Source organism: Acidovorax sp. LjRoot117 (assembly GCF_964252695.1).
Classification (GTDB): Bacteria; Pseudomonadota; Gammaproteobacteria; order Burkholderiales; family Burkholderiaceae_C; genus Acidovorax.
In genome coordinates this window covers 112,641-131,046 of record NZ_CAXUPO020000010.1, presented here as the reverse complement: position 1 = coordinate 131,046, position 18,406 = coordinate 112,641, and the positions used below count along the sequence as shown (strand labels likewise).

16 protein-coding genes are annotated in these 18,406 nt (G+C 68.3%); 5 read left to right on the top strand and 11 right to left on the bottom strand.

Annotated features, from left to right (window positions below):
* Positions 1 to 404: 404 nt before the first annotated feature.
* The 3 genes from ACSQ3D_RS21715 to ACSQ3D_RS21705 all read right to left on the bottom strand — a co-directional run bounded on the left by ACSQ3D_RS21715 (position 405) and on the right by ACSQ3D_RS21705 (position 3,751).
* Positions 405 to 1,424: a Bug family tripartite tricarboxylate transporter substrate binding protein gene (locus tag ACSQ3D_RS21715; RefSeq protein WP_436128283.1), complete on the bottom strand. Its 1,020-nt coding sequence runs from the start codon at positions 1,422 to 1,424 to the stop codon at positions 405 to 407.
* A gap of 81 nt (positions 1,425 to 1,505) precedes the next feature.
* The gene (locus tag ACSQ3D_RS21710; RefSeq protein WP_436128282.1) at positions 1,506 to 2,750 is read right to left on the bottom strand and encodes a CaiB/BaiF CoA transferase family protein; all 1,245 of its coding nucleotides are present in this window, start codon (positions 2,748 to 2,750) and stop codon (positions 1,506 to 1,508) included.
* Between the two features lie 44 nt (positions 2,751 to 2,794).
* Positions 2,795 to 3,751, bottom strand: coding sequence for a hydroxymethylglutaryl-CoA lyase (locus ACSQ3D_RS21705; protein ID WP_436128310.1), 957 nt, complete (start codon positions 3,749 to 3,751; stop codon positions 2,795 to 2,797).
* 151 nt (positions 3,752 to 3,902) lie between these two features.
* On the opposite strand from ACSQ3D_RS21705, the gene ACSQ3D_RS21700 reads away from it, so the two are divergent.
* The 3 genes from ACSQ3D_RS21700 to ACSQ3D_RS21690 all read left to right on the top strand — a co-directional run bounded on the left by ACSQ3D_RS21700 (position 3,903) and on the right by ACSQ3D_RS21690 (position 5,852).
* The gene (locus ACSQ3D_RS21700) at positions 3,903 to 4,850 is read left to right on the top strand and encodes a LysR family transcriptional regulator (RefSeq protein ID WP_436128281.1); all 948 of its coding nucleotides are present in this window, start codon (positions 3,903 to 3,905) and stop codon (positions 4,848 to 4,850) included.
* Positions 4,851 to 5,011: 161 nt separating this feature from the next.
* Entirely contained in the window at positions 5,012 to 5,326 is a 315-nt protein-coding gene (locus ACSQ3D_RS21695) for a winged helix-turn-helix transcriptional regulator (RefSeq protein WP_056173851.1), read from the top strand.
* A gap of 166 nt (positions 5,327 to 5,492) precedes the next feature.
* On the top strand, positions 5,493 to 5,852 hold the full coding sequence (locus ACSQ3D_RS21690; RefSeq protein ID WP_056411744.1) for an FKBP-type peptidyl-prolyl cis-trans isomerase: 360 nt from the start codon (positions 5,493 to 5,495) through the stop codon (positions 5,850 to 5,852).
* Between the two features lie 182 nt (positions 5,853 to 6,034).
* On the opposite strand, the gene ACSQ3D_RS21685 is transcribed toward ACSQ3D_RS21690, so the two are convergent.
* From ACSQ3D_RS21685 to ppsA, 4 genes are all read right to left on the bottom strand, one after another.
* Complete coding sequence (locus ACSQ3D_RS21685; protein WP_056411745.1) at positions 6,035 to 6,553, bottom strand: hypothetical protein; 519 nt, start codon at positions 6,551 to 6,553, stop codon at positions 6,035 to 6,037.
* A gap of 140 nt (positions 6,554 to 6,693) precedes the next feature.
* Positions 6,694 to 8,817: a VC_2705 family sodium/solute symporter gene (locus ACSQ3D_RS21680; protein ID WP_056411923.1), complete on the bottom strand. Its 2,124-nt coding sequence runs from the start codon at positions 8,815 to 8,817 to the stop codon at positions 6,694 to 6,696.
* Positions 8,810 to 9,178 carry a DUF4212 domain-containing protein gene (locus ACSQ3D_RS21675; protein WP_056411746.1) on the bottom strand — a complete coding sequence of 123 codons (369 nt, stop codon included), beginning with the start codon at positions 9,176 to 9,178 and terminating at the stop codon, positions 8,810 to 8,812. Before ACSQ3D_RS21675 ends, ACSQ3D_RS21680 begins: the two co-directional genes overlap by 8 nt.
* A gap of 79 nt (positions 9,179 to 9,257) precedes the next feature.
* The gene (gene ppsA, locus ACSQ3D_RS21670; protein WP_436128280.1) at positions 9,258 to 11,648 is read right to left on the bottom strand and encodes a phosphoenolpyruvate synthase; all 2,391 of its coding nucleotides are present in this window, start codon (positions 11,646 to 11,648) and stop codon (positions 9,258 to 9,260) included.
* A 205-nt stretch (positions 11,649 to 11,853) separates the two neighbouring features.
* On the opposite strand from ppsA, the gene ppsR reads away from it, so the two are divergent.
* Positions 11,854 to 12,675, top strand: coding sequence for a posphoenolpyruvate synthetase regulatory kinase/phosphorylase PpsR (gene ppsR, locus ACSQ3D_RS21665; RefSeq protein WP_056411749.1), 822 nt, complete (start codon positions 11,854 to 11,856; stop codon positions 12,673 to 12,675).
* A gap of 221 nt (positions 12,676 to 12,896) precedes the next feature.
* Positions 12,897 to 13,118, top strand: a complete 222-nt coding sequence (locus ACSQ3D_RS21660; RefSeq protein ID WP_156370974.1) for a hypothetical protein — start codon at positions 12,897 to 12,899, stop codon at positions 13,116 to 13,118.
* 9 nt (positions 13,119 to 13,127) lie between these two features.
* Here the strand turns inward: ACSQ3D_RS21660 and ACSQ3D_RS21655 are convergent, their stop codons facing one another.
* The 4 genes from ACSQ3D_RS21655 to ACSQ3D_RS21640 are packed head-to-tail and all read right to left on the bottom strand — an operon-like array spanning position 13,128 to position 18,376.
* Positions 13,128 to 13,517 (bottom strand): hypothetical protein, encoded by a 390-nt coding sequence (locus tag ACSQ3D_RS21655; RefSeq protein ID WP_436128279.1) that lies wholly within the window; start codon positions 13,515 to 13,517, stop codon positions 13,128 to 13,130.
* A gap of 50 nt (positions 13,518 to 13,567) precedes the next feature.
* Positions 13,568 to 16,687, bottom strand: coding sequence for an efflux RND transporter permease subunit (locus ACSQ3D_RS21650; RefSeq protein ID WP_436128278.1), 3,120 nt, complete (start codon positions 16,685 to 16,687; stop codon positions 13,568 to 13,570).
* Between the two features lie 13 nt (positions 16,688 to 16,700).
* Positions 16,701 to 17,822, bottom strand: a complete 1,122-nt coding sequence (locus ACSQ3D_RS21645; protein WP_436128277.1) for an efflux RND transporter periplasmic adaptor subunit — start codon at positions 17,820 to 17,822, stop codon at positions 16,701 to 16,703.
* On the bottom strand, positions 17,819 to 18,376 hold the full coding sequence (locus ACSQ3D_RS21640) for a hypothetical protein (protein WP_436128276.1): 558 nt from the start codon (positions 18,374 to 18,376) through the stop codon (positions 17,819 to 17,821). Before ACSQ3D_RS21640 ends, ACSQ3D_RS21645 begins: the two co-directional genes overlap by 4 nt.
* Between the last annotated feature and the right edge of the window lie 30 nt (positions 18,377 to 18,406).

Genomic DNA, 18,406 nt, shown 5'->3' with positions numbered 1-18,406 from the left:
CAGGGTGAACGGTTCAGGGGCTGGGGACGGACTGGGATCCACATCCACATCCACATCCACATCCACATCCACATCCACATCCACATCCACATCCACATCCACATCCACATCCACCCGTTCGGGATGAGCCTGTCGAAGCCGGGGCACGACCTCAGTGCAGCCCTTCGACAAGCTCAGGGTGAACGGTTCAGGGGCGGGGACGGACTGGGATCCACATCCACATCCAAATCCACCCGTTCGGGCTGAGCCTGTCGAAGCCGGGGCACGACCTCAGTGCAGCCCTTCGACAAGCTCAGGGTGAACGGTTCAGGGGCTGGGGACGGGCTGGGATCCACATCCACATCCACATTCACCCGTTCACCCGCAAATACAACTACGGCGACACCGCCCAGGACGCAGCCTCTTCAATCTACCTTCACATTCGCGTTCTTCACCACCTGCGCCATGCGCGCGGCCTCGCTCTTGAAGAACGCCGCGGCCTGCTCGGGCGGCGTGAGCTTGATCTCATAGCCCTGTGCGACCAGCGCATCGTGCGCCTCGGGCATTTCCATCGCGGCCTTGAAGCCGTTGTACAGCCGCGCCAGTTCGGCCTTGGACAGCCCGGCCGGTCCCACCGGGGCGATCCAGCCGTCCAGTTCGAAGCCTGGGAGTCCCTGCTCAGCAATCGTGGGCACGCCGGGCAGCGACGCCACGCGGCTGCCCGTGGTCACACCCAGCGCGCGCAGAGCGCCGGACTTGATGTGCGCGGCCGCAGGCGCCACCGCCACCACGCCCAGCTGCACCTGGCCGCCCAGGATGTCGTTCATGAGCGGGCCCATGCCGCGGTATGGGATGTGTTTGATGTCCAGCCTGGCCTGGTCCACGAACATCGCAGCCCCCAGGTGCAGGATGGTGCCGTTGCCCGACGAGCCGTAGTTCAGCACGCCGGGCTTGGACTTCGCATAGGCGATCAGCTCCTGCACCGTCTTGGCGGGCACCCCGGGGTGCGCCACCAGCACGAAGGGCGTGGCGCCGAGGATGGTGATGGGCGTGATGTCGGCGAGCGAGTCGAACGGAATATTCTTGTAGACGCTGGGGTTGACCACGTGGTTGTTGGACACCACGCCGATCACCGAGCCGTCCTTGGGTGCGCGCACGATCTGCGTGGTGCCGGTGATGCCGCCCGCGCCTGGCAGGTTCTCGATGACCACCGGCTGGCCCAGCGCCTTGGACAGGCTGTTGCTGATGGCACGGATGGCGCCGTCCGCCCCCGAACCCGCCGACAGTGGCAGGATCACACGCAGCGGCTTGCCGTCGCCCTGGGCGCGGGCCACGCGCGGCAAGGCCCAGGCAGCGACGCCCAACGCAGCGGCGCTGGCGGCCAAAGCCTGGCGACGTGTGAGCAGGCTGCGGGACAAGGAAATGGCGGGGGCAGTGGTGGGCATGGGTTTGTCTCCAGTCGTTGTCATGCAATCCGGGGGCTGCGGTCTGCGCCGCGTGGGTGCCCCGGGCCGTCGAGAAATAAATCAGGCAATCGCGCCCGCGGCGTGCAGCGCCGCCACGGCCTCGGGCGTGTAGCCCAGGCTGTGCAGCAGCTCGGCCGTGTGCTGGCCCAGGCGGGGTGGGTCGCAGCGCACATCCAGGCGCTGGCCGTCCATGCGCAGCGGCATCAGCGTGACCTGCGCGGTGTGGCCCGCGCACTCGCCATCGGGAAGCGTGATGTCGGCGAGACCCCCCGTGGCTTGGAGGTGCGGGTCGTCGAACAGCTCTTCGGGCCGGCGGATGGGTGCGAACGGCAGGCCGTGGCGCTCGAAGATCGCGGCCAGCGCGTCGGCCGGGTGCTGCGCCAGGCGCTCGCGCAGCACCGGCATCAGCGTGGGCCGCGCGCGCACGCGGTCGTTGTTGGTGGCCAGCTGCGGGTCGGCCTTCAGGTCGGCATAGCCCATGGCGTCGCAAAAAGTCTGCCACTGCGCGTCGCTCACGGCGGCCAGGAAGATCTGCCCGCCGTCCTTCACGCTGAACACGTCGTACACGGCCCAGGACGAGATGCGGTCGGGCATGGGCGCGGCAGGCTGGCCGGTGACGGCGTACTGCATCATGTGCTGGCCCACCAGGAAGACGTTGTTCTCGAACAGGGCCGAGTCCACCTCCTGCCCGCGCCCGGTGATGCCGCGCTGCATCAGCGCGGCCATGGCGCCGATGGCACCGAACATGCCGCCCATGATGTCGTTCACGCTGGTGCCCGCGCGCAGCGGGTCACCGGGCCGGCCGGTCATGTAGGCCAGGCCGCCCATCATCTGCACCACCTCGTCGAGCGCGGTGCGGTGCTCGTACGGGCCGGGCAGAAAGCCCGTGTGGTTGACGTAGATGAGGCGCGGGTTGAGCTGGCTCAGCGCCGCGTAGTCCAGGCCGTACTTGGTCATCACGCCGGGCTTGAAGTTCTGCGCCACCACGTCGGCCGACGCCGCGAGCTTGCGCGCGGCCGCCAGGCCCTCGGGGCTGCGCAGGTCGATGGCAATGCTCTTCTTGTTGCGGTTGAACATGGGGAAGAAACCCGCGCCCGCGCCCAGCAGGTGGCGGGTGCGGTCGCCGTCCACCGGCTCGACCTTGATGACCTCGGCCCCCAGGTCGGCCAGCACCATGCCGCAGGTGGGACCCATGACCATGTGGGTGAACTCGACCACGCGCAGGCCCTGCAGGGGCAAGGCGCGGGGGGCCGGAGTGTCGGGCGGCGTGGGGGGGGCAAAGGAAGAATCGGTGTAGGAAGTCATGGGGAGACGATACGGGATGGAAGGACGCGCGGCGGTGGATCAGGTCAGTGGGTGGCGGCCAGGGAGGTGGCTCCCGCGCCGGTGCCCGGTACTCCTGCCTGCCAGAGCGTGCCGTGCAGCGTCTCGCCAGCCAGCCAGCCCGCCACGCGCTCGCGCAGTGCCAGCAGCGCGGCCACGTCGATGCCGGTTGCCACACCCATGCGTTCGAGCATGAACACCAGGTCTTCGGTGGTGACGTTGCCGCTGGCGCCGGGCGCGTGCGGGCAGCCGCCGATGCCGGCCAGGCAGGCGTCGAAGCGGGTAATGCCTGTGTGCCACGCGGCATAGACGTTGGCCAGGCCCATGCCTCGCGTGTCGTGAAAATGCGCGCAGGCCAGCCGGTCGCCCACCAGCGCCCGGGCCTTGCCGAACAGCCGGGCGACCGAGGCCGGGTCGGCGTAGCCCACGGTGTCGGCCAGGCTCACGCGGTCGGCGCCCGCGTCGAGCAGGGCCTGCATCAGGCGCAGCACCTCGCTCTCGGCCACCTCGCCCTGCAGCGTGCAGCCAAACGCCGTGCCCACGCCCCCTTCGATGAGCGTGCGGCTGCCGCTGGCATCGCGCAGCGCGCGGATGCGCGCCACCTCGGCCACCACCTCGTCCGGCGTCTTGCGCAGGTTGGCCAGGCTGTGGGCGTGGCTGGCCGACAGGGGCACGACCATGAGGTCGGCGCCACATTCCAGCGCGCGTTCCGCCCCCTTGTAGTTGGGCACCAGCACCGAGGCGACGAGCCCCGGCAGCGTCTTGGCGTGGGCCAGCACCTCGGCGGTGTCGGCCAGTTGCGGCAGCAGGCGGGCGGGCACGAAGGAGCCGACCTCAATCTCGCGCTGACCCGCCGCGTAGGCCGCGTCCACCCACTCGATCTTGCGGGCCGTGGAGACGATGGTGGCAATGCTCTGCAGGCCATCGCGCAGGCCGACTTCGCGCACCAGGGCGGCGGCTACGGGGCGCGGTGCCCGCGGCAGTTCGAACGAGGCGCCTGTCGATAGGGGGCTGCTCACGGGTTGTCTCCATTTCTTGTGTCTGCGACCTAGCGTGGATTCTAGGAATTCCCATTTGAATCAGAAAATACATTGTGGAAGCTCTATGATTCCCAAACGGAATACCTCAGCATCCATGCGCGACCTCGACCTTCAGACCCTGCGCCTCTTCGCCGCCGTGTGCGAGCACCGCAGCATTGCGCGCGCGGCCGAGCAGGAGGCCATCGTGGGCTCGGCCATCAGCAAGCGGCTGGCGCAGCTGGAGGACACGGTGGGCACGCCGCTCTTGGTGCGCAAGCGGCGCGGCGTCATCCCCACCCCGGCGGGTGAGACGCTGCTGGAGCACGCGCGCACCATGCTGGCCAGCGTGGGCCAGATCGAGCGCGACATGGCCGCCTACGCCACGGGCACGCGCGGCCACGTGCGCATGCTGGTCACGGCCTCGGTCATGGCCGAGTCGCTGGCCGACGATGTGGCGGCGTTCTTGCAAGACCCGGCGCACCGCGACATCCAGGTGAGCCTGGAAGAGCGCGTGAGCCCGGACGTGGTGCAGGGCATCCGCGACGGCAGCGCCTCCATCGGCATCTGCTGGGATGCGGCCGACCTGTCGGGCCTTGCGGTGTGCGGCTACCGCCACGACCACCTGGCGGTGGTGGCCCACGCCTCGCACCCGGTGGCGCAGCGCCAGAGCGTGCGTTTTGCCGACGTGCTGGACCATGAATTCGTCAGCATGCCCGCCCTGAGCGCCGTGCAGGTGCTGCTGGCGCGCGCGGCGGCGGTCGAGGGAAAGATGCTCGCCCACCGCGTGCTGGTGTCCAACTTCGACGCCGCGCTGCGGGTGGTGCGCGCCAACCTGGCCATCAGCGTGGTACCGCAGGAAGTGGCCCAGCCCTTTGCCGACATCGCCCCGGTACGGGTGATTGCGCTGTCCGACCCGTGGGCCCGCCGGCGCTTCGCCATATGCTTTCGCAGCGCCCAGATGCTCACCCCGGCGGCGCGTCTGCTGGTGGACCATCTGGCCCGGCTGGGAGCCGGCGGTCCGGACTCCGGCGGCGTGGCCGCTCCGCAACAGTTTGATATGTAACGCCGTATTTTTGGTGTTTAGCGCATATGTGCTGTGCGTTCTGAGCTACCAAACTTGTAGCAAATTAGGTTCCGAGCTATAGTCAACGCACATCGTCGGGCCGGTCTCGCATCCGCCCAGAACGAACTTTCGAACCAACACTTGCGCGAGGAGAAGCGTCCATGAGCTCCAAAGAAAATGCCGCCATCAACCAGTTGTTCGAGCGGCTCGAATGCCGTTACGCACTGCGCGTGCTGTGGGCCCTGAAGGACGGCCACCCCCAAACCTTCCGCCTGCTGCAGGACAGCGTGGGGGGCATCACTCCCAACACGCTCAACACCCGCATCAAGGAACTGCGCGAAGCCGGCTTCGTGGACCACGGCAGCGACGGCTACACCGTCACCCCCTCCGGCGCCGACCTGCTCAAGCGCCTGTCGGACGTGCAGGCCTTCGCCACCCGCTGGGTGGCCGGCCGCGCCAAGAAGCAGACGCCCTGAGCCCCGGGGCTGCCAACTCCCCCTGCCCCGCACCAGCCCTGCCGCTCTGCAGGGCCTCCAGGCAGGCCCACCCGGGGCAGCCGTTAAAATGACAGTCTGAATAGCTTCTAGCGCCCATCCACCAAGCGCTAGGAGCTATATTTTTAATAGCACTCAAGGAATCACCATGGCATTGACCACCACCGCATCCGGCCTGCAGTACGAAGACACCACCGTGGGCGAAGGCGCCGAGGCCACCAAGGGCCAGAACGTGTCGGTGCACTACACCGGCTGGCTGTACAACAACGGCGAGCAAGGCGCCAAGTTCGACTCCAGCCGTGACCGCAACGACCCCTTCGAGTTCTCGCTGGGCGCCGGCATGGTCATCAAGGGCTGGGACGAAGGCGTGCAGGGCATGAAGATCGGCGGCCAGCGCACCCTGATCATCCCCGCATCCCTGGGCTACGGCGCCCGCGGCGCCGGCGGCGTGATTCCCCCGAACGCCACGCTCAAGTTCGACGTCGAACTGCTCAAGGTCGGCCGCTGATCCAGCCCCCTCCTGTCCCTTGTGGCAAAAACAAAAGCGGCCTGCGGGCCGCTTTTGTTTTTATCGATCCCGCCGTCCAAACCCGGCGCGCCCCCTACGCCAGTGCACCCGTGGATCTGGCTCCGCCAGGCCACCGGGTGCGTCCCCCTCCGGGGACGCCGCAGAGCGGCTCAGGGGGGCTTTCAATCAAACAGTGCCTTGTCCAGCCGCTCGAACTTGGCATCGCCCACGGCTTCGCGGATCTTCGGCGCCAGCGCCGCGAGGTCGTCGAAGCTGCCGGCGCTTTCGACCGCCAGGTTCAGCCGAAAGCCACGCAGGCCCAGGCCGGCGGTGATTTCCGTGGCAATCGGGTAGGCCGCCTGGTAGCGCTCCATGGGGCTGCGGCCCGAGCCTTCCCCGGCGGCGGCCACGGTGCCCAGGTCCATGGCGTCCGCCAGCGGCGCGGGCGCGGGCGCGACCGGCAGGCCTGCGGCCACGGCGGCGACCGCGGCGGACTTGCCCGCCAGCGGCTCCAGCAGGCCCTGGGCGATCATGGCCTGCACGTCGTCCTGGGTGATGCCCATGGCAGCGGTGGCGGCCAGGATCTCACCCGTGGTGCGCTTGCCGTCAAAAAGTATGAAGGCCGAACGCTGGCGTGAACTGAGGCTGCCGCGCCGGTCCTTGAGTGCTTCCTGCCCTGCCTGGGTCTTGACGAGAACCATGAATCTCCTTGAATGGAGCACGCGGCCGCCCTCCGGCCCGACATGCTGGGTTCCAGACTCTCACGTTTTGACACAGTTGAATATCGGGGTTTTCACATAACCCACGGCATGTCGTGCGCTCCGGGCGCCCTGATGCAGGACTACATCTCGGAGCGTATGCGGGGCAGCTCGGGCCCGGGGCGGGTGATCCAGCTCACCACCACCGCCACCGCCGCGCCGGCGGGCACGCCGAACACGCCCGCGGAAATCGGCTGGATGCCGAACCACAGCCCGTCGGCCAGCAGCCAGGGCGGCAGGGCTGCGCGCATGGCCGGCACGTGCGACAGCATGTAGTACACCGCCACGCCCAGCCCGGCCAGCATGCCGGCCACCGCGCCCTGGCGCGTGGTGCCGCGCCAGAAGATGCCCAGCACCATGGTGGGCACGAAGGCCGAAGCGGCCAGCGAGAACGATGCCGACACCATGGGCAATATCTCGGACGGCTTGAGCGCCGCCACGAAGGCCGCCGACAGGGCCACCGCCAGCAGGGTGAACTTGGTCAGGATCACGCGCTGCTCGGGCGAGGCCTTGCGCTGCGCATCCGGGAAGTACAGGTCGCGCACCAGCGCATTGCTGATGGTGAGCAGCAGCCCGTCGGCGGTGGACAGCGCAGCGGCCAGCCCGCCCGCCGCCACCAGGCCCGACACCACGTACGGCAGCCCGCCCAGTTCGGGCGTGGCCAGCATGATCAGGTCGGCCCCCAGGCGAATCTCGCCGAACTGCACGATGCCGTCGCCGTTGACGTCCTCGATGGAGAGCAGCGAGCTGTCCACCCGCGCCCACTGGGCCATCCAGTTGGGCAGCGCCTCGAAGCTGCTGCCCACCAGGTTCTGCATGACCTCGAACTTCACCAGCACCGCCAGCGCGGGCGCGCTCAAGTACAGCAGCGCAATGAAGAACAGCGACCACGCCACCGACGCCCGCGCGCCGCCCACCGTGGGCGAGGTGTAGTAGCGCGTGAGCAGGTGCGGCAGCCCGGCCGTGCCCACCATCAGGCAGAACATCAGCGCGAGGAAGTTGCGCCGCGTGAGCTCATAGTCGCGCTGCTCATCGGGGGTGCCGTCCGGGTCGCCCACATAGGCCTGGCTGTGCAGCGGCAGCCCGCCCAGGGGCCGGGCACGCTCGTAGTTCTCGCGCATCTCGCGCGTCCAGCGCTCGCGGGCCGCGGCGGCATCGCGCGGGAGCGCGGCCAGCTCGCGGCTGGCGCTGACGATGAGCCCCACGTCGGCGTTCTGGGTGCGCAGCGTGCGGATGCGCTCGCGGCCCTTTTCGCGCTCGCGCTCCAGCGCGCCCTCGACGTCCTGCAGGCGCGCCTCGTAGTCCTTGGCGCGCTGCAGGTAGGTCTGCACCACCTGGTGCTCGGCCGGGGAGTCGAGCAACTGGGCTTCCAGGTCCGCGATCTTGCTGATCTGCGTGCCGTAGACCAGCGGCGCGAGCGGGCTGCCCAGCTGCTTGTAGGCCAGCCAGGACACGGGTATCAAAAAGGCCAGCAGCAGCACCACGTACTGCGCCACCTGCGTCCAGGTGATGGCACGCATGCCGCCCAGGAAAGAGCACAGCAGCACACCGCCCAGGCCCAGCATGATGCCGATCTCGAACTGCACACCGGTCAGGCGCGAGGCGATCAGCCCCACGCCGTAGATCTGCGCCACGACATAGGTGAACGAGCACAGCACCGCCGCCAGCGCCGCGATCACGCGCGGCCAGCGGCCGCCGAACCGCACGTGAAAGAAGTCGGGCACGGTGTACAGGCCCATGGCCCTGAGGTGCGGGGCAATGAGCATCGCCACCAGGCAAAAGCCCCCCGTCCACCCCAGCAGGTAGGCCAGGCCCCCTGCCTGCCCCGGCGTGCCGGAGAAGCCCTGCAGGTACAGGGCGCCCGAGAGGCTGATGAACGACGCGGCACTCATCCAGTCGGCCGCCGCCGCCATGCCGTTGTACATGGGCGGAATGCGCCGCCCGGCCACGTAGTATTCCTCGGGGTCGCTCGTGCGGCCGTACACGCCGATGCCGGCGTAGGCCATGACGGTGATGAATAGGAAGATCGGCCCGATCCAGTGGCGCGACAGGCCCTGGTGCTCGGCCCAGGTCATCAGCGCCAGAAAGGCCAGCACACCCACCACATACAGCGCCAGGATGCGGTGCAGCCGCCACAGGTAGGCCGACCCGGAGGTCGCCCGCCCGCGGCTGTCGGTGCCGGGGGACCCGGCGCCCTTGTCAGCCATGGGGGCCATGCAGTCCACCCGCTGGTGCAGGGTCTTGCGCCGCCAGCTCACCCTGCGCTGCGGCCAGGCGCTCGGCGTCCTGCCGCTCGAAGCGGTTCATGGCCCAGCAGTACGCCACGACGATGCCGATGAACACCACCACCGCACCCTGCGCGGCGATCCAGTAACCGAGCGGCCAGCCGCCCACCACGAGCGCCTGCAGGTCGCGGGCGAAGTACGTGGCCACGAAGGACACCAGCGCCCACAGCAGCAGCAGGCCCGCCTTGAGCTTCAGGTGGCGCACGTCGTGCAGGTCGGGCGGGAACGGGCCTGCCATCTCGGCGTCCGCAGGCCGGGCGGGCCCCGGCTGCGTGAACTGCATCACAGGCACCGCAGTGCAGGCACTGCGGCAGGTGGTGCAGACAGTGCGCGCATACCGCAGTCCCCCGGGGTCTGGGCGTTCAGCCGGCCAGTTGCTGCCAGGTCGCGATCACGCTGTCAGGATTGAGCGAGATCGACGAGATGCCTTCCTTGGACAGCCACTGCGCAAAGTCAGGATGGTCGCTGGGGCCCTGGCCGCAGATGCCGATGTACTTGCCCTGGGCCAGGCAGGCCTTGATGGCCTTTTCCACCAGCGCCAGCACAGCGGGGTCACGCTCGTCGAAGTCCTGCGCCAGCAGCTCCAGGCCCGAATCGCGGTCCAGTCCCAGCGTGAGCTGGGTCAGGTCGTTGGAGCCGATGGAAAAACCGTCGAAGAATTCCAGGAAGCGCTCGGCCAGGATGGCGTTGCTCGGCACCTCGCACATCATGATGACCTTGAGGTCGTCCTTGCCACGCGAGAGGCCGTGGGTGGCCAGCAGCTTGGTCACGCGCTCCGCCTGGCCCAGCGTGCGGACAAAGGGCACCATCACCTGTACGTTGGTCAGGCCCATGTCGTTGCGCACGCGCTTCAAAGCCTCGCACTCCATCGCAAAGGCTTCACCGAAGTCTTCGCTGATGTAGCGCGCCGCACCGCGAAAGCCCAGCATCGGGTTTTCTTCCTCGGGCTCGTAGCGGCTGCCGCCGATGAGCTTGCGGTACTCGTTGGACTTGAAGTCCGACAGGCGCACGATCACGGGCTTGGGGTAGAACGCGGCGGCGATGGTGGCCACGCCTTCGGCGACCTTGTCGACGTAGAAGGCGCGCGGGCTGGCGTGGCCGCGGGCCACCGATTCCACCGCCTTCTTCAGGTCGGCATCGATCTGGGGGTAGTCCAGGATGGCCTTGGGGTGCACGCCGATGTTGTTGTTGATGATGAACTCGAGCCGCGCCAGGCCCACGCCCTCGTTGGGCAGCTGGCAGAAGTCGAAGGCCAGCTGGGGGTTGCCCACGTTCATCATGATCTTGGTCTTGATGGCGGGCATCTCGCCGCGCTGCACCTCGGTGACCTCGGTCTCGAGCAGGCCGTCGTAGATGTGGCCGGTGTCGCCCTCGGCGCAGCTCACGGTGACCAGCGTGCCGTCTTTGAGCAGCTCGGTCGCGTCACCGCAGCCCACCACGGCCGGAATGCCCAGCTCGCGCGCAATGATGGCCGCGTGGCAGGTGCGCCCGCCGCGGTTGGTGACGATGGCGCTCGCGCGCTTCATCACGGGCTCCCAGTTGGGGTCGGTCATGTCGGTGACCAGCACGTCGCCGGGCTGCACCTTGTCCATCTCGCTGATGCTGTGCACCAGGCGCACGGGGCCGGTACCGATCTTCTGGCCGATGGCGCGGCCCTCGGCCAGCACGGTGCCGGAACCCTTGAGCTTGAAGCGCTGCTCGGCCTGGCCCTTGGACTGGCTTTTCACCGTCTCGGGGCGGGCCTGCAGGATGTAGAGCAGGCCGTCGGTGCCGTCCTTGCCCCATTCGATGTCCATGGGGCGGCCATAGTGCTGCTCGATCACCAGCGCGTAGTGCGCCAGCTGCTGCACGTCGGCGTCGCTCAGCGAATAGCGGTTGCGCTGCTCGGTGGCCACGTCGATGGTCTTCACGAGCTTGCCGCTGGCCTTCTTTTCGTCGGCCGAGGCAAACACCATCTGCAGCAGCTTGCTACCCAGGTTGCGGCGGATCACGGCCTGCTTGCCGGCCTTGAGCATGGGCTTGTGCACGTAGAACTCGTCGGGGTTCACGGCGCCTTGCACCACGGTCTCGCCCAGGCCGTAGCTGCTGGTGATGAACACCACGTCTTCGAAGCCCGATTCGGTGTCGATGGTGAACATCACGCCAGCGGCGCCCAGGTCGGAGCGCACCATGCGCTGCACGCCGGCCGACAGGGCCACCACGTCGTGCTCGAAGCCCTTGTGCACGCGGTAGGAGATGGCGCGGTCGTTGTACAGCGACGCGAACACTTCCTTCATCTTGTGCAGGACGTCGTCGATGCCCACCACGTTCAGGAAGGTCTCCTGCTGGCCCGCGAACGATGCGTCGGGCAGGTCTTCGGCCGTGGCGGACGAGCGCACGGCGAACGATGCGGCCGGGTTGCCGGCGCTCAGCGTGGCAAATGCTTCGGCAATGGCGGCCTGCAGGTCGGCCGGGAAGGGCTGGGCCTCGACCATGGCGCGGATCTCGGCGCCCACTGCGGCCAGGGCGCGCACATCTTCGGTGTCTAGGCTCTTGAGCTTGGCGCTGATCTTGTCGGCCAGGCCGTCGTGGGCCAGGAACTGGCGAAACGCGTGCGCCGTGGTGGCAAAGCCCGTGGGCACCCGCACACCCTGGGGCAATTGGGAGATCATCTCGCCGAGGGAGGCGTTTTTACCGCCCACCGACTCGACATCGGTCATTCTCAGGTTTTCAAACGGTACGACCAGGGCGGTCGGGCTGAAAAGTGCAGACATGGGAAAGCTCCAGAAGTTGAAACCGGGTCTGCGCGCCCGCCCCTTGCTGTACCTGGGAGCGATGGGCGAGCTGCCATGCACGGCGGGTGGCTTTGTCGTTGTGGTTGTGGGCCGACGAAGTGCATGGTGAGAATTTGGATAATTGTCACAATTGTAGGCCTGCGGCACTGGCGGCAGGCTGACGCACTGAAAGGCCCCCTGCTCCATGCACACGCGCACCGTATTTTTCGTCTCTGACGGCACCGGCATCACGGCCGAGACTTTTGGCAATGCCATTTTGGCCCAGTTCGAGATGAAGCCGCGCCACGTGCGCCTGCCCTTCATCGACAGCGTGGACAAGGCCCACCAGACGGTCCGCCAGATCAACCACACGGCCGAGATGGAGGGCAAGAAGCCCATCGTGTTCACCACGCTCGTGAACATGGAGGTCCTCAAGGTCATTCAGGAAGGCTGCAAGGGCATGCTGCTCGACATGTTCGGCACCTTCGTGCACCCGCTGGAGGAAGAGCTGGGCATCAAGTCGCACCACCGCGTGGGCCGCTTCAGTGACGTGAGCCGCAGCAAGGAATACACCGACCGCATCGAGGCCATCAACTTCAGCCTGGCCCACGACGACGGCCAGAGCAACCGCGACCTGGCCGGTGCCGACGTGATCCTGGTCGGAGTGAGCCGCAGTGGAAAGACACCCACCAGCCTGTACCTGGCCATGCAGTGCGGCCTGAAAGCCGCCAACTACCCGCTGATCCCCGAAGATTTCGAGCGCCGCCAGTTGCCGCCCGCGCTGGTGCCGCACCGCGCCAAGATCTTCGGGCTGACCATCCAGCCCGAGCGCCTGTCCGAGATCCGCAACGAACGCCGCCCCGGCTCCAAGTACGCCGACCTGGTGAACTGCCGCCACGAGGTGGCCGAGGCCGAGGCGATGATGCGGAGGTCGGGCATCCGGTGGCTGTCGACCACGACCAAGTCGATCGAGGAGATCGCGACGACGATCCTGCAGGAGATCCGGCCGGAGCGGCTGGTGTACTGACGGGCCGACACGCCGTGCGTGTGTGCCCAATTGCCGCGCAGCCGTCGTTAGAGTGAAAATAGGGCTCTACCGCTTGTCCAGCAATCGCTAGCAGCTATCAATTAATGAGCAACCGCACACCACACACCTTGCCCGCCTGAAAGCACGCGGACAAGGCGGCGCTGTGCCGCTACGCCTGGAGCACCCTTTTGAAAAAATCCACCGTCCTTCGCGCTGTTCTGATGACCTTGGCATTCGCCGTGGTGGTGACCCTGTTCATCGGCAAACGCTGGTACGACTACGTGAGCAGCGCCAGCTCGCCCTACGACGAAGTAGGGATCGAGCTGAACTCCCGCGCGCCCGGTCCCATCAACCGGTGGGGCTGCGCCAAGCTGCAGGAACGCTTCGCCCGGGCGACGCCGCCGTATGGGTGTTCGGCGGGCAACGGACGGCAGTGGAAGTAAGCGAGGCGGTTACTTCACCGCAAACCGCACGTTCGCCGGCTTCTTGCCCGGCAAGGTCACCAGCGCCACCACCTTGGTGCCCGCGGCCACCTTGAAGGTGCCCTTGGCTTCGAGCTTGCCCTCGCCCGCCGGTGCGAGCACGGCTTCGGATTTCTCCGTGCCGTTGAGCAGCGTGAGCTTGGCGGTCACCCCCTCGGAGCTGGCCGCCTTGCCGTGGTCGCGCAGGTACAGCGTGATGGCGTCCGGCTTGGCAACCAGTTCGTAGTCCATATCGTGGGTACCGGCCACGATGCCGCCGTGCTGGGGCTTGTGGTCGTCGCCATGGGCATGGTTGCCGGCGGCAAACGCAGCGCCGCTCACGGCCAGTGCGAGCGTGGCGATGAAGTATTTGGTGTTCATGAAAGTCCTTTCAAGGGTGGTCAAAGGGTGGTTGAGGCAGCGGCAAAAAATCAAAAAGCCTCGGCGTTCTTGTCGTCCAGCAAGCGCTCGGCATCGCGGCGGCCGAACAGCCAGAACAGGGCCGGGGTCAGGAAGGTGTCGAGCAGGGTCGAGCTGATCAGGCCCGAGAAGATCACCACCGCCACCGGGTGCAATATCTCGGTGCCGGGGCGTTCGGCCTCCAGCAGCAGCGGGGCCAGCGCAAAGGCGGTGACCAGGGCCGTCATGAGCACAGGGGACAGGCGCTCCAGCGAGCCGCGCACGATCATCGCGGTGTCGAAGTTCTCGCCCTCCACGCGCATCAGGTTCAGGTAGTGGCTCACCTTCAGGATGCCGTTGCGCACCGAGATGCCCGCCAGCGTGATGAAGCCGATCAGCGCCGCCACCGACAGCGGCTGGCCCGAGATCCACAGCCCCAGCACCGCCCCCACCAGCGCCAGCGGGATGTTGGCCATGATCAGCGCCGACAGCGTGGCCGAGCGGTAGCGCGTGTACAGCACCACGAACATCAGCACCAGCGAGACCACGGCCAGCATGCCCACCAGGCGGCTGGCCTCTTCCTGCGCCTGGAACTGGCCGCCCAGGGTGATGAAGTAGCCGTCCGGCAAACGCGTCTCGCCCACCACCTTGCGGATGTCGGCCACCACGTCGGACAGCGCCCGGCCCTGCGCGTTGGCCGAGAGCACGATGCGCCGCTTGCCATCGTCGCGGCTGATCTGGTTGGGGCCGTCGCCGTCCTCGATGCTGGCCAGGCGCGACAGCGGCACGCGTCCGCGTGGGGTCTCGATCATGATCTGCGCCAGGCCGTCCAGCGAGCGCGCGCTCTCGGGCAGGCGCACCACCAGCGCAAAGCGCCGGCTGCCCTCCACGATCTGCGTCACCTTTTCGCCCTCCACCAGGCCCTGCAACGTGGCCAGCACCTGCGCGGCCGGCACCCCGTACTGGGCGGCCGCGGCATAGTCCACGCGCACGGTGATCTGCGGCGCCAGCACCTGCTTTTCCACCTCCAGGTCGGCCAGGCCGTCGATGGTGGCCAGGCGCGCACGCAGCGCATCGGCCTGGCCGCGCAGGGTGTCCAGGTCTTCACCAAAGAGCTTGATCGCGATCTGCGAGCGCACACCCGAGAGCATGTGGTCGATGCGGTGCGAGATCGGCTGGCCGATGGCAATCGCCGCCGGCATCTGCGCCAGCCGGCTGCGGATGTCGGCCTGCACCTCGGCCATGCTGCGCTTGAGCTCGGCCGCGGGCAGCAGGCCCACGTCGAGCTCGCTCACGTGCACGCCCTCGGCATGTTCGTCCAGCTCGGCCCGGCCGCTGCGACGGCCCACGTGCGTGACCTCGGGCACCTGGCGCACCAGCACCTCGGCCTGGCTGGCCAGCGCGGCCGATTCGGCCAGCGTCACGCCAGGGTTCAGGCGCATGCCGATGAGCAGCGTGCCCTCGTTGAACGGCGGCAAGAAGGTGGTCGGAAAAAACGGCACCGCCGCCACCGACAGCACCACCGCCACCGCACTCACCGCCATGGCGACGCGCGGGTGCGCCAGCACCCGAGTGAGCCCGCCGCGGTAGCGCGCCTTGAGCCAGGCCACCACGCGGGTGTCGCCGTGGTCGAGGTTCTTCATGCGCGGCAGCAGGTAAAAGGCCAGCACCGGCGTGACCGTGACCGACACCAGCAGCGAAGCCACGGTGGAGACGATGAACGCGATGCCCAGCGGCACGAACAGCCGCCCCTCGATGCCCGGCAGCGCGAACAGCGGCAGGAACACCAGCACGATGATGGCCGTGGCGTAGAGGATGCCCGAGCGCACCTCCATCGACGCGAGCTTGACCACCTCGATGGGGTGCAGCCGGTGGTGGGGGTGCTTGGCCCGGTCCATCTTCAGGCGGCGCAGCACGTTCTCCACGTCCACCACCGCATCGTCCACCAGCCCTCCGATGGCAATGGCCAGGCCGCCCAGCGTCATGGTGTTGATCGACAGGCCGAAATACTTGAACACCAGCGCCGTGATGAAGATGGACACCGGAATGGCGGTGAGCGCGATCACCGTGGGCCTGAGCGTGCCCAGGAACACGAACAGGATCACCGCCACGAACACCGAGGCGCCGATGAGCTTGCCCTGCAAGGTGGTGACCGAGGCCTCGATGAAGCTGGCCTGGCGGAAGGTGACGCGCGGCGCTTCCATGCCTTCGGGCAGCGACTTCTTCAGATCACCCAGCGCCGACTCGATGCTGCGCGTGAGCGCGATAGTGTCGGCCGTGGGCTGCTTCTGGATGCCCAGGATCACGGCCGGCTTGCCCTCGAAGCCCGCGTCGCCGCGCTTGAGGGCCGCAGCAAACGTCACCTCGGCCACCTGGCGCAGCAGCACGGGCTGGCCGTTCTTCGCGGCGAGCGCCAGGTTCTGCAGATCCTCCAGGCGCGACGTGCGGCCCAGGTGGCGGATCAGGTACTCGCGCCCATTGAGCTCCAGGAAACCGCCCGAGGTGTTGCTGGAGAAGCCCTTGAGCGCCCCCGTGAGCTGGTCGTGCGTGATGCCCAGCTCGGCCATGCGCGCCGTGTTGGGCTGCACCTGGAACTGGCGCACCTCGCCGCCGATGGGGATCACCTGCGCGACGCCGGCAATCGCCAAGAGGCGCGGGCGCAGCACCCAGTCGGCGTACTCGCGAACGGCCATGGGCGTGGTGCGCTGCACGTCGATGGGGATCGCCACCTGCATGATCTCGCCCATGATGGAGCTGATGGGCCCCATGCGCGGCGTCACGCCCGCGGGCAGCCCTTCCTCCATGGACGACAGGCGTTCGGACACCATCTGCCGGGCGCGGAAGATGTCCGTGCTCCAGTCGAAGGTGACGTAGATGAAGGACAGGCCCGCGCTGGAGGTGGAGCGCACGCTCTCCACGCCGGGCAGGCCGTTCATGGTCGTCTCCAGCGGGAAGGTGATGAGCTGCTCCACCTCTTCGGCGGCCATGCCGCCGGCCTCCGTCATCAGCGTGACGGTGGGCTTGTTGAGGTCGGGGAATACGTCCACCGGGGTGCGCGACAGCGTGAAGGCCCCGTAGGCCATGAGCACGCCCGCCGCGATGAGCACCAGCAGCCGGTTGGCCAGGCTGCTTTCGAGTAGCCACTTGAACATTGCGTGGTTCCCTTCAGCGGACCTGGTTGATCAGCGTGGCGCCCTGCGTGGCCACGCGGTCACCGGCCTTCAGGCCCGAGGTCACGGCCACCGAGGCACCGTCCAGCGGCACGAAGGTGACCACCCGGGGTACGAAACGCTCGGGCGACTCCTTGACCCAGACGATGGTCTGGTTCGCGGGGTTGCGCAGCAGCGAAGCCACCGGCACCTGCACGCCCGCGGCCTGCTCGGTGGATTGCACGAACACGCGCACCGGCTGGCCCAGGGCCAAGGTGCCCAGCACCGCCGAGTCGCCCGCGAACTGCAGCGGCAGCGCCTGGTCGCGCAGGCTGCGCGCGGCGCCCAGAAAGCGCAGCGGCACACGCTGGCCACCCACGGCCATCGCGGCACCGGCCACGCTCTGGGCCTGGGCGGTGTCGTAAGCCAGGGCTTCGACGCGCAGGCGCGTGGGGTCCACCACCTCGAACACCAGCTCGCGCGCATCCACCACCTGCCCTGCCACGGCGTTGGCCGAGGCGATGACACCCGAGACGGGCGCCACCAGCGCATCGCGGGTCGAAAGGCCCGCCCCCACCGCGCCCAGTCGCTGGGTGACGCTTTGCAGCTCGCTCTCGGCCGCCTCGATGTCCTTGCGAGGCACGGTGTCCGACAGGTCCTTCAAACGCGCCACGCGTCGTGCCGCCAGGTCGCGCGCCGCACGCAGCTCGGCCTGCTGGGCCAGCTGGTTGGAGCGCTCGATGGCGCCCGCCGTGGGCACCACATAGGCCAGCACCTCGCCCTTGCGCACCGCCTGGCCCACACCGGGCAGGCCCTTGGGGCCTGCCTCCAGCCGGCCTGCCAGCGCAGCCTGCACCTTGCCGCCGGCGTTGGGGTCCATGACCACCGTGCCGGCCAGCTCGAAGGCCTTGGGGTGCCGGCCCTCGGCGGCCACCAGGGTGCGCACGCCGAGTTGGCGCTGCGCAGGCTTGGGCAGGAAGACGCTGCCATCGGGCTGGCGCTTGGGGCCGTTGCCGTCTGCGGCTGCGGGCGCGTCGCCATGGTCATGGCCTTCGCCGCCGAGCGCCATCAGCGGGGCGCACAGCGCAGCGGCCATCAACAGGGCCGTCACGGAATGGAGAGAGGTCAGCCGCTTCATGCTGCACCTCCGAGGCGCTGCGCGCGCGCGGCGCGGCCACGCCACAGGCCCCACGCCAGGGCCAGGGCTGCCAGCACGGCGACCACGGCACCGGCGACCAGCGCGTTGCGCCGGCCTGTGGGCTCGGCGTGGGCATGCGCCGCGGCGTGCACGTCGATCTCGCCGGCCAGCAGGTCGGTGTCGGTGCCGGCCACCACGGTGGCGGTGACGGGGCTTGCGCCCTCGGCCAGCGGAGCGGCCAGCGCGGCCTGGAACTCGCCGTCGGCCACGCGGGTGACGGGCACGCGCGTGCCGGCAATGTCGAGCTCGAGCTGCGCCTCCTTCACCGGGCTGTTGTCGCCGGCATGGTCGAGGTAGAGCGCCAGCTTTTGCCCATCGAGCACACCGACCAGTTCGAACAGGTCGGAGGTGGCGGCAAAGCGCGGCATCGCAGGGCCAGCTGCAGTGGCAGGGGCGTCTCCATGGTCATGGCCCGCATCGGCCCAGGCTGCCGGCGGCACGAGGCCCAGCACCAGGGCCAGGCCCAGTGTCGAAAAGAGAGAAAGGAGTGGCATGGTGATCACAAAAATGGGGGGGGTGAAGAG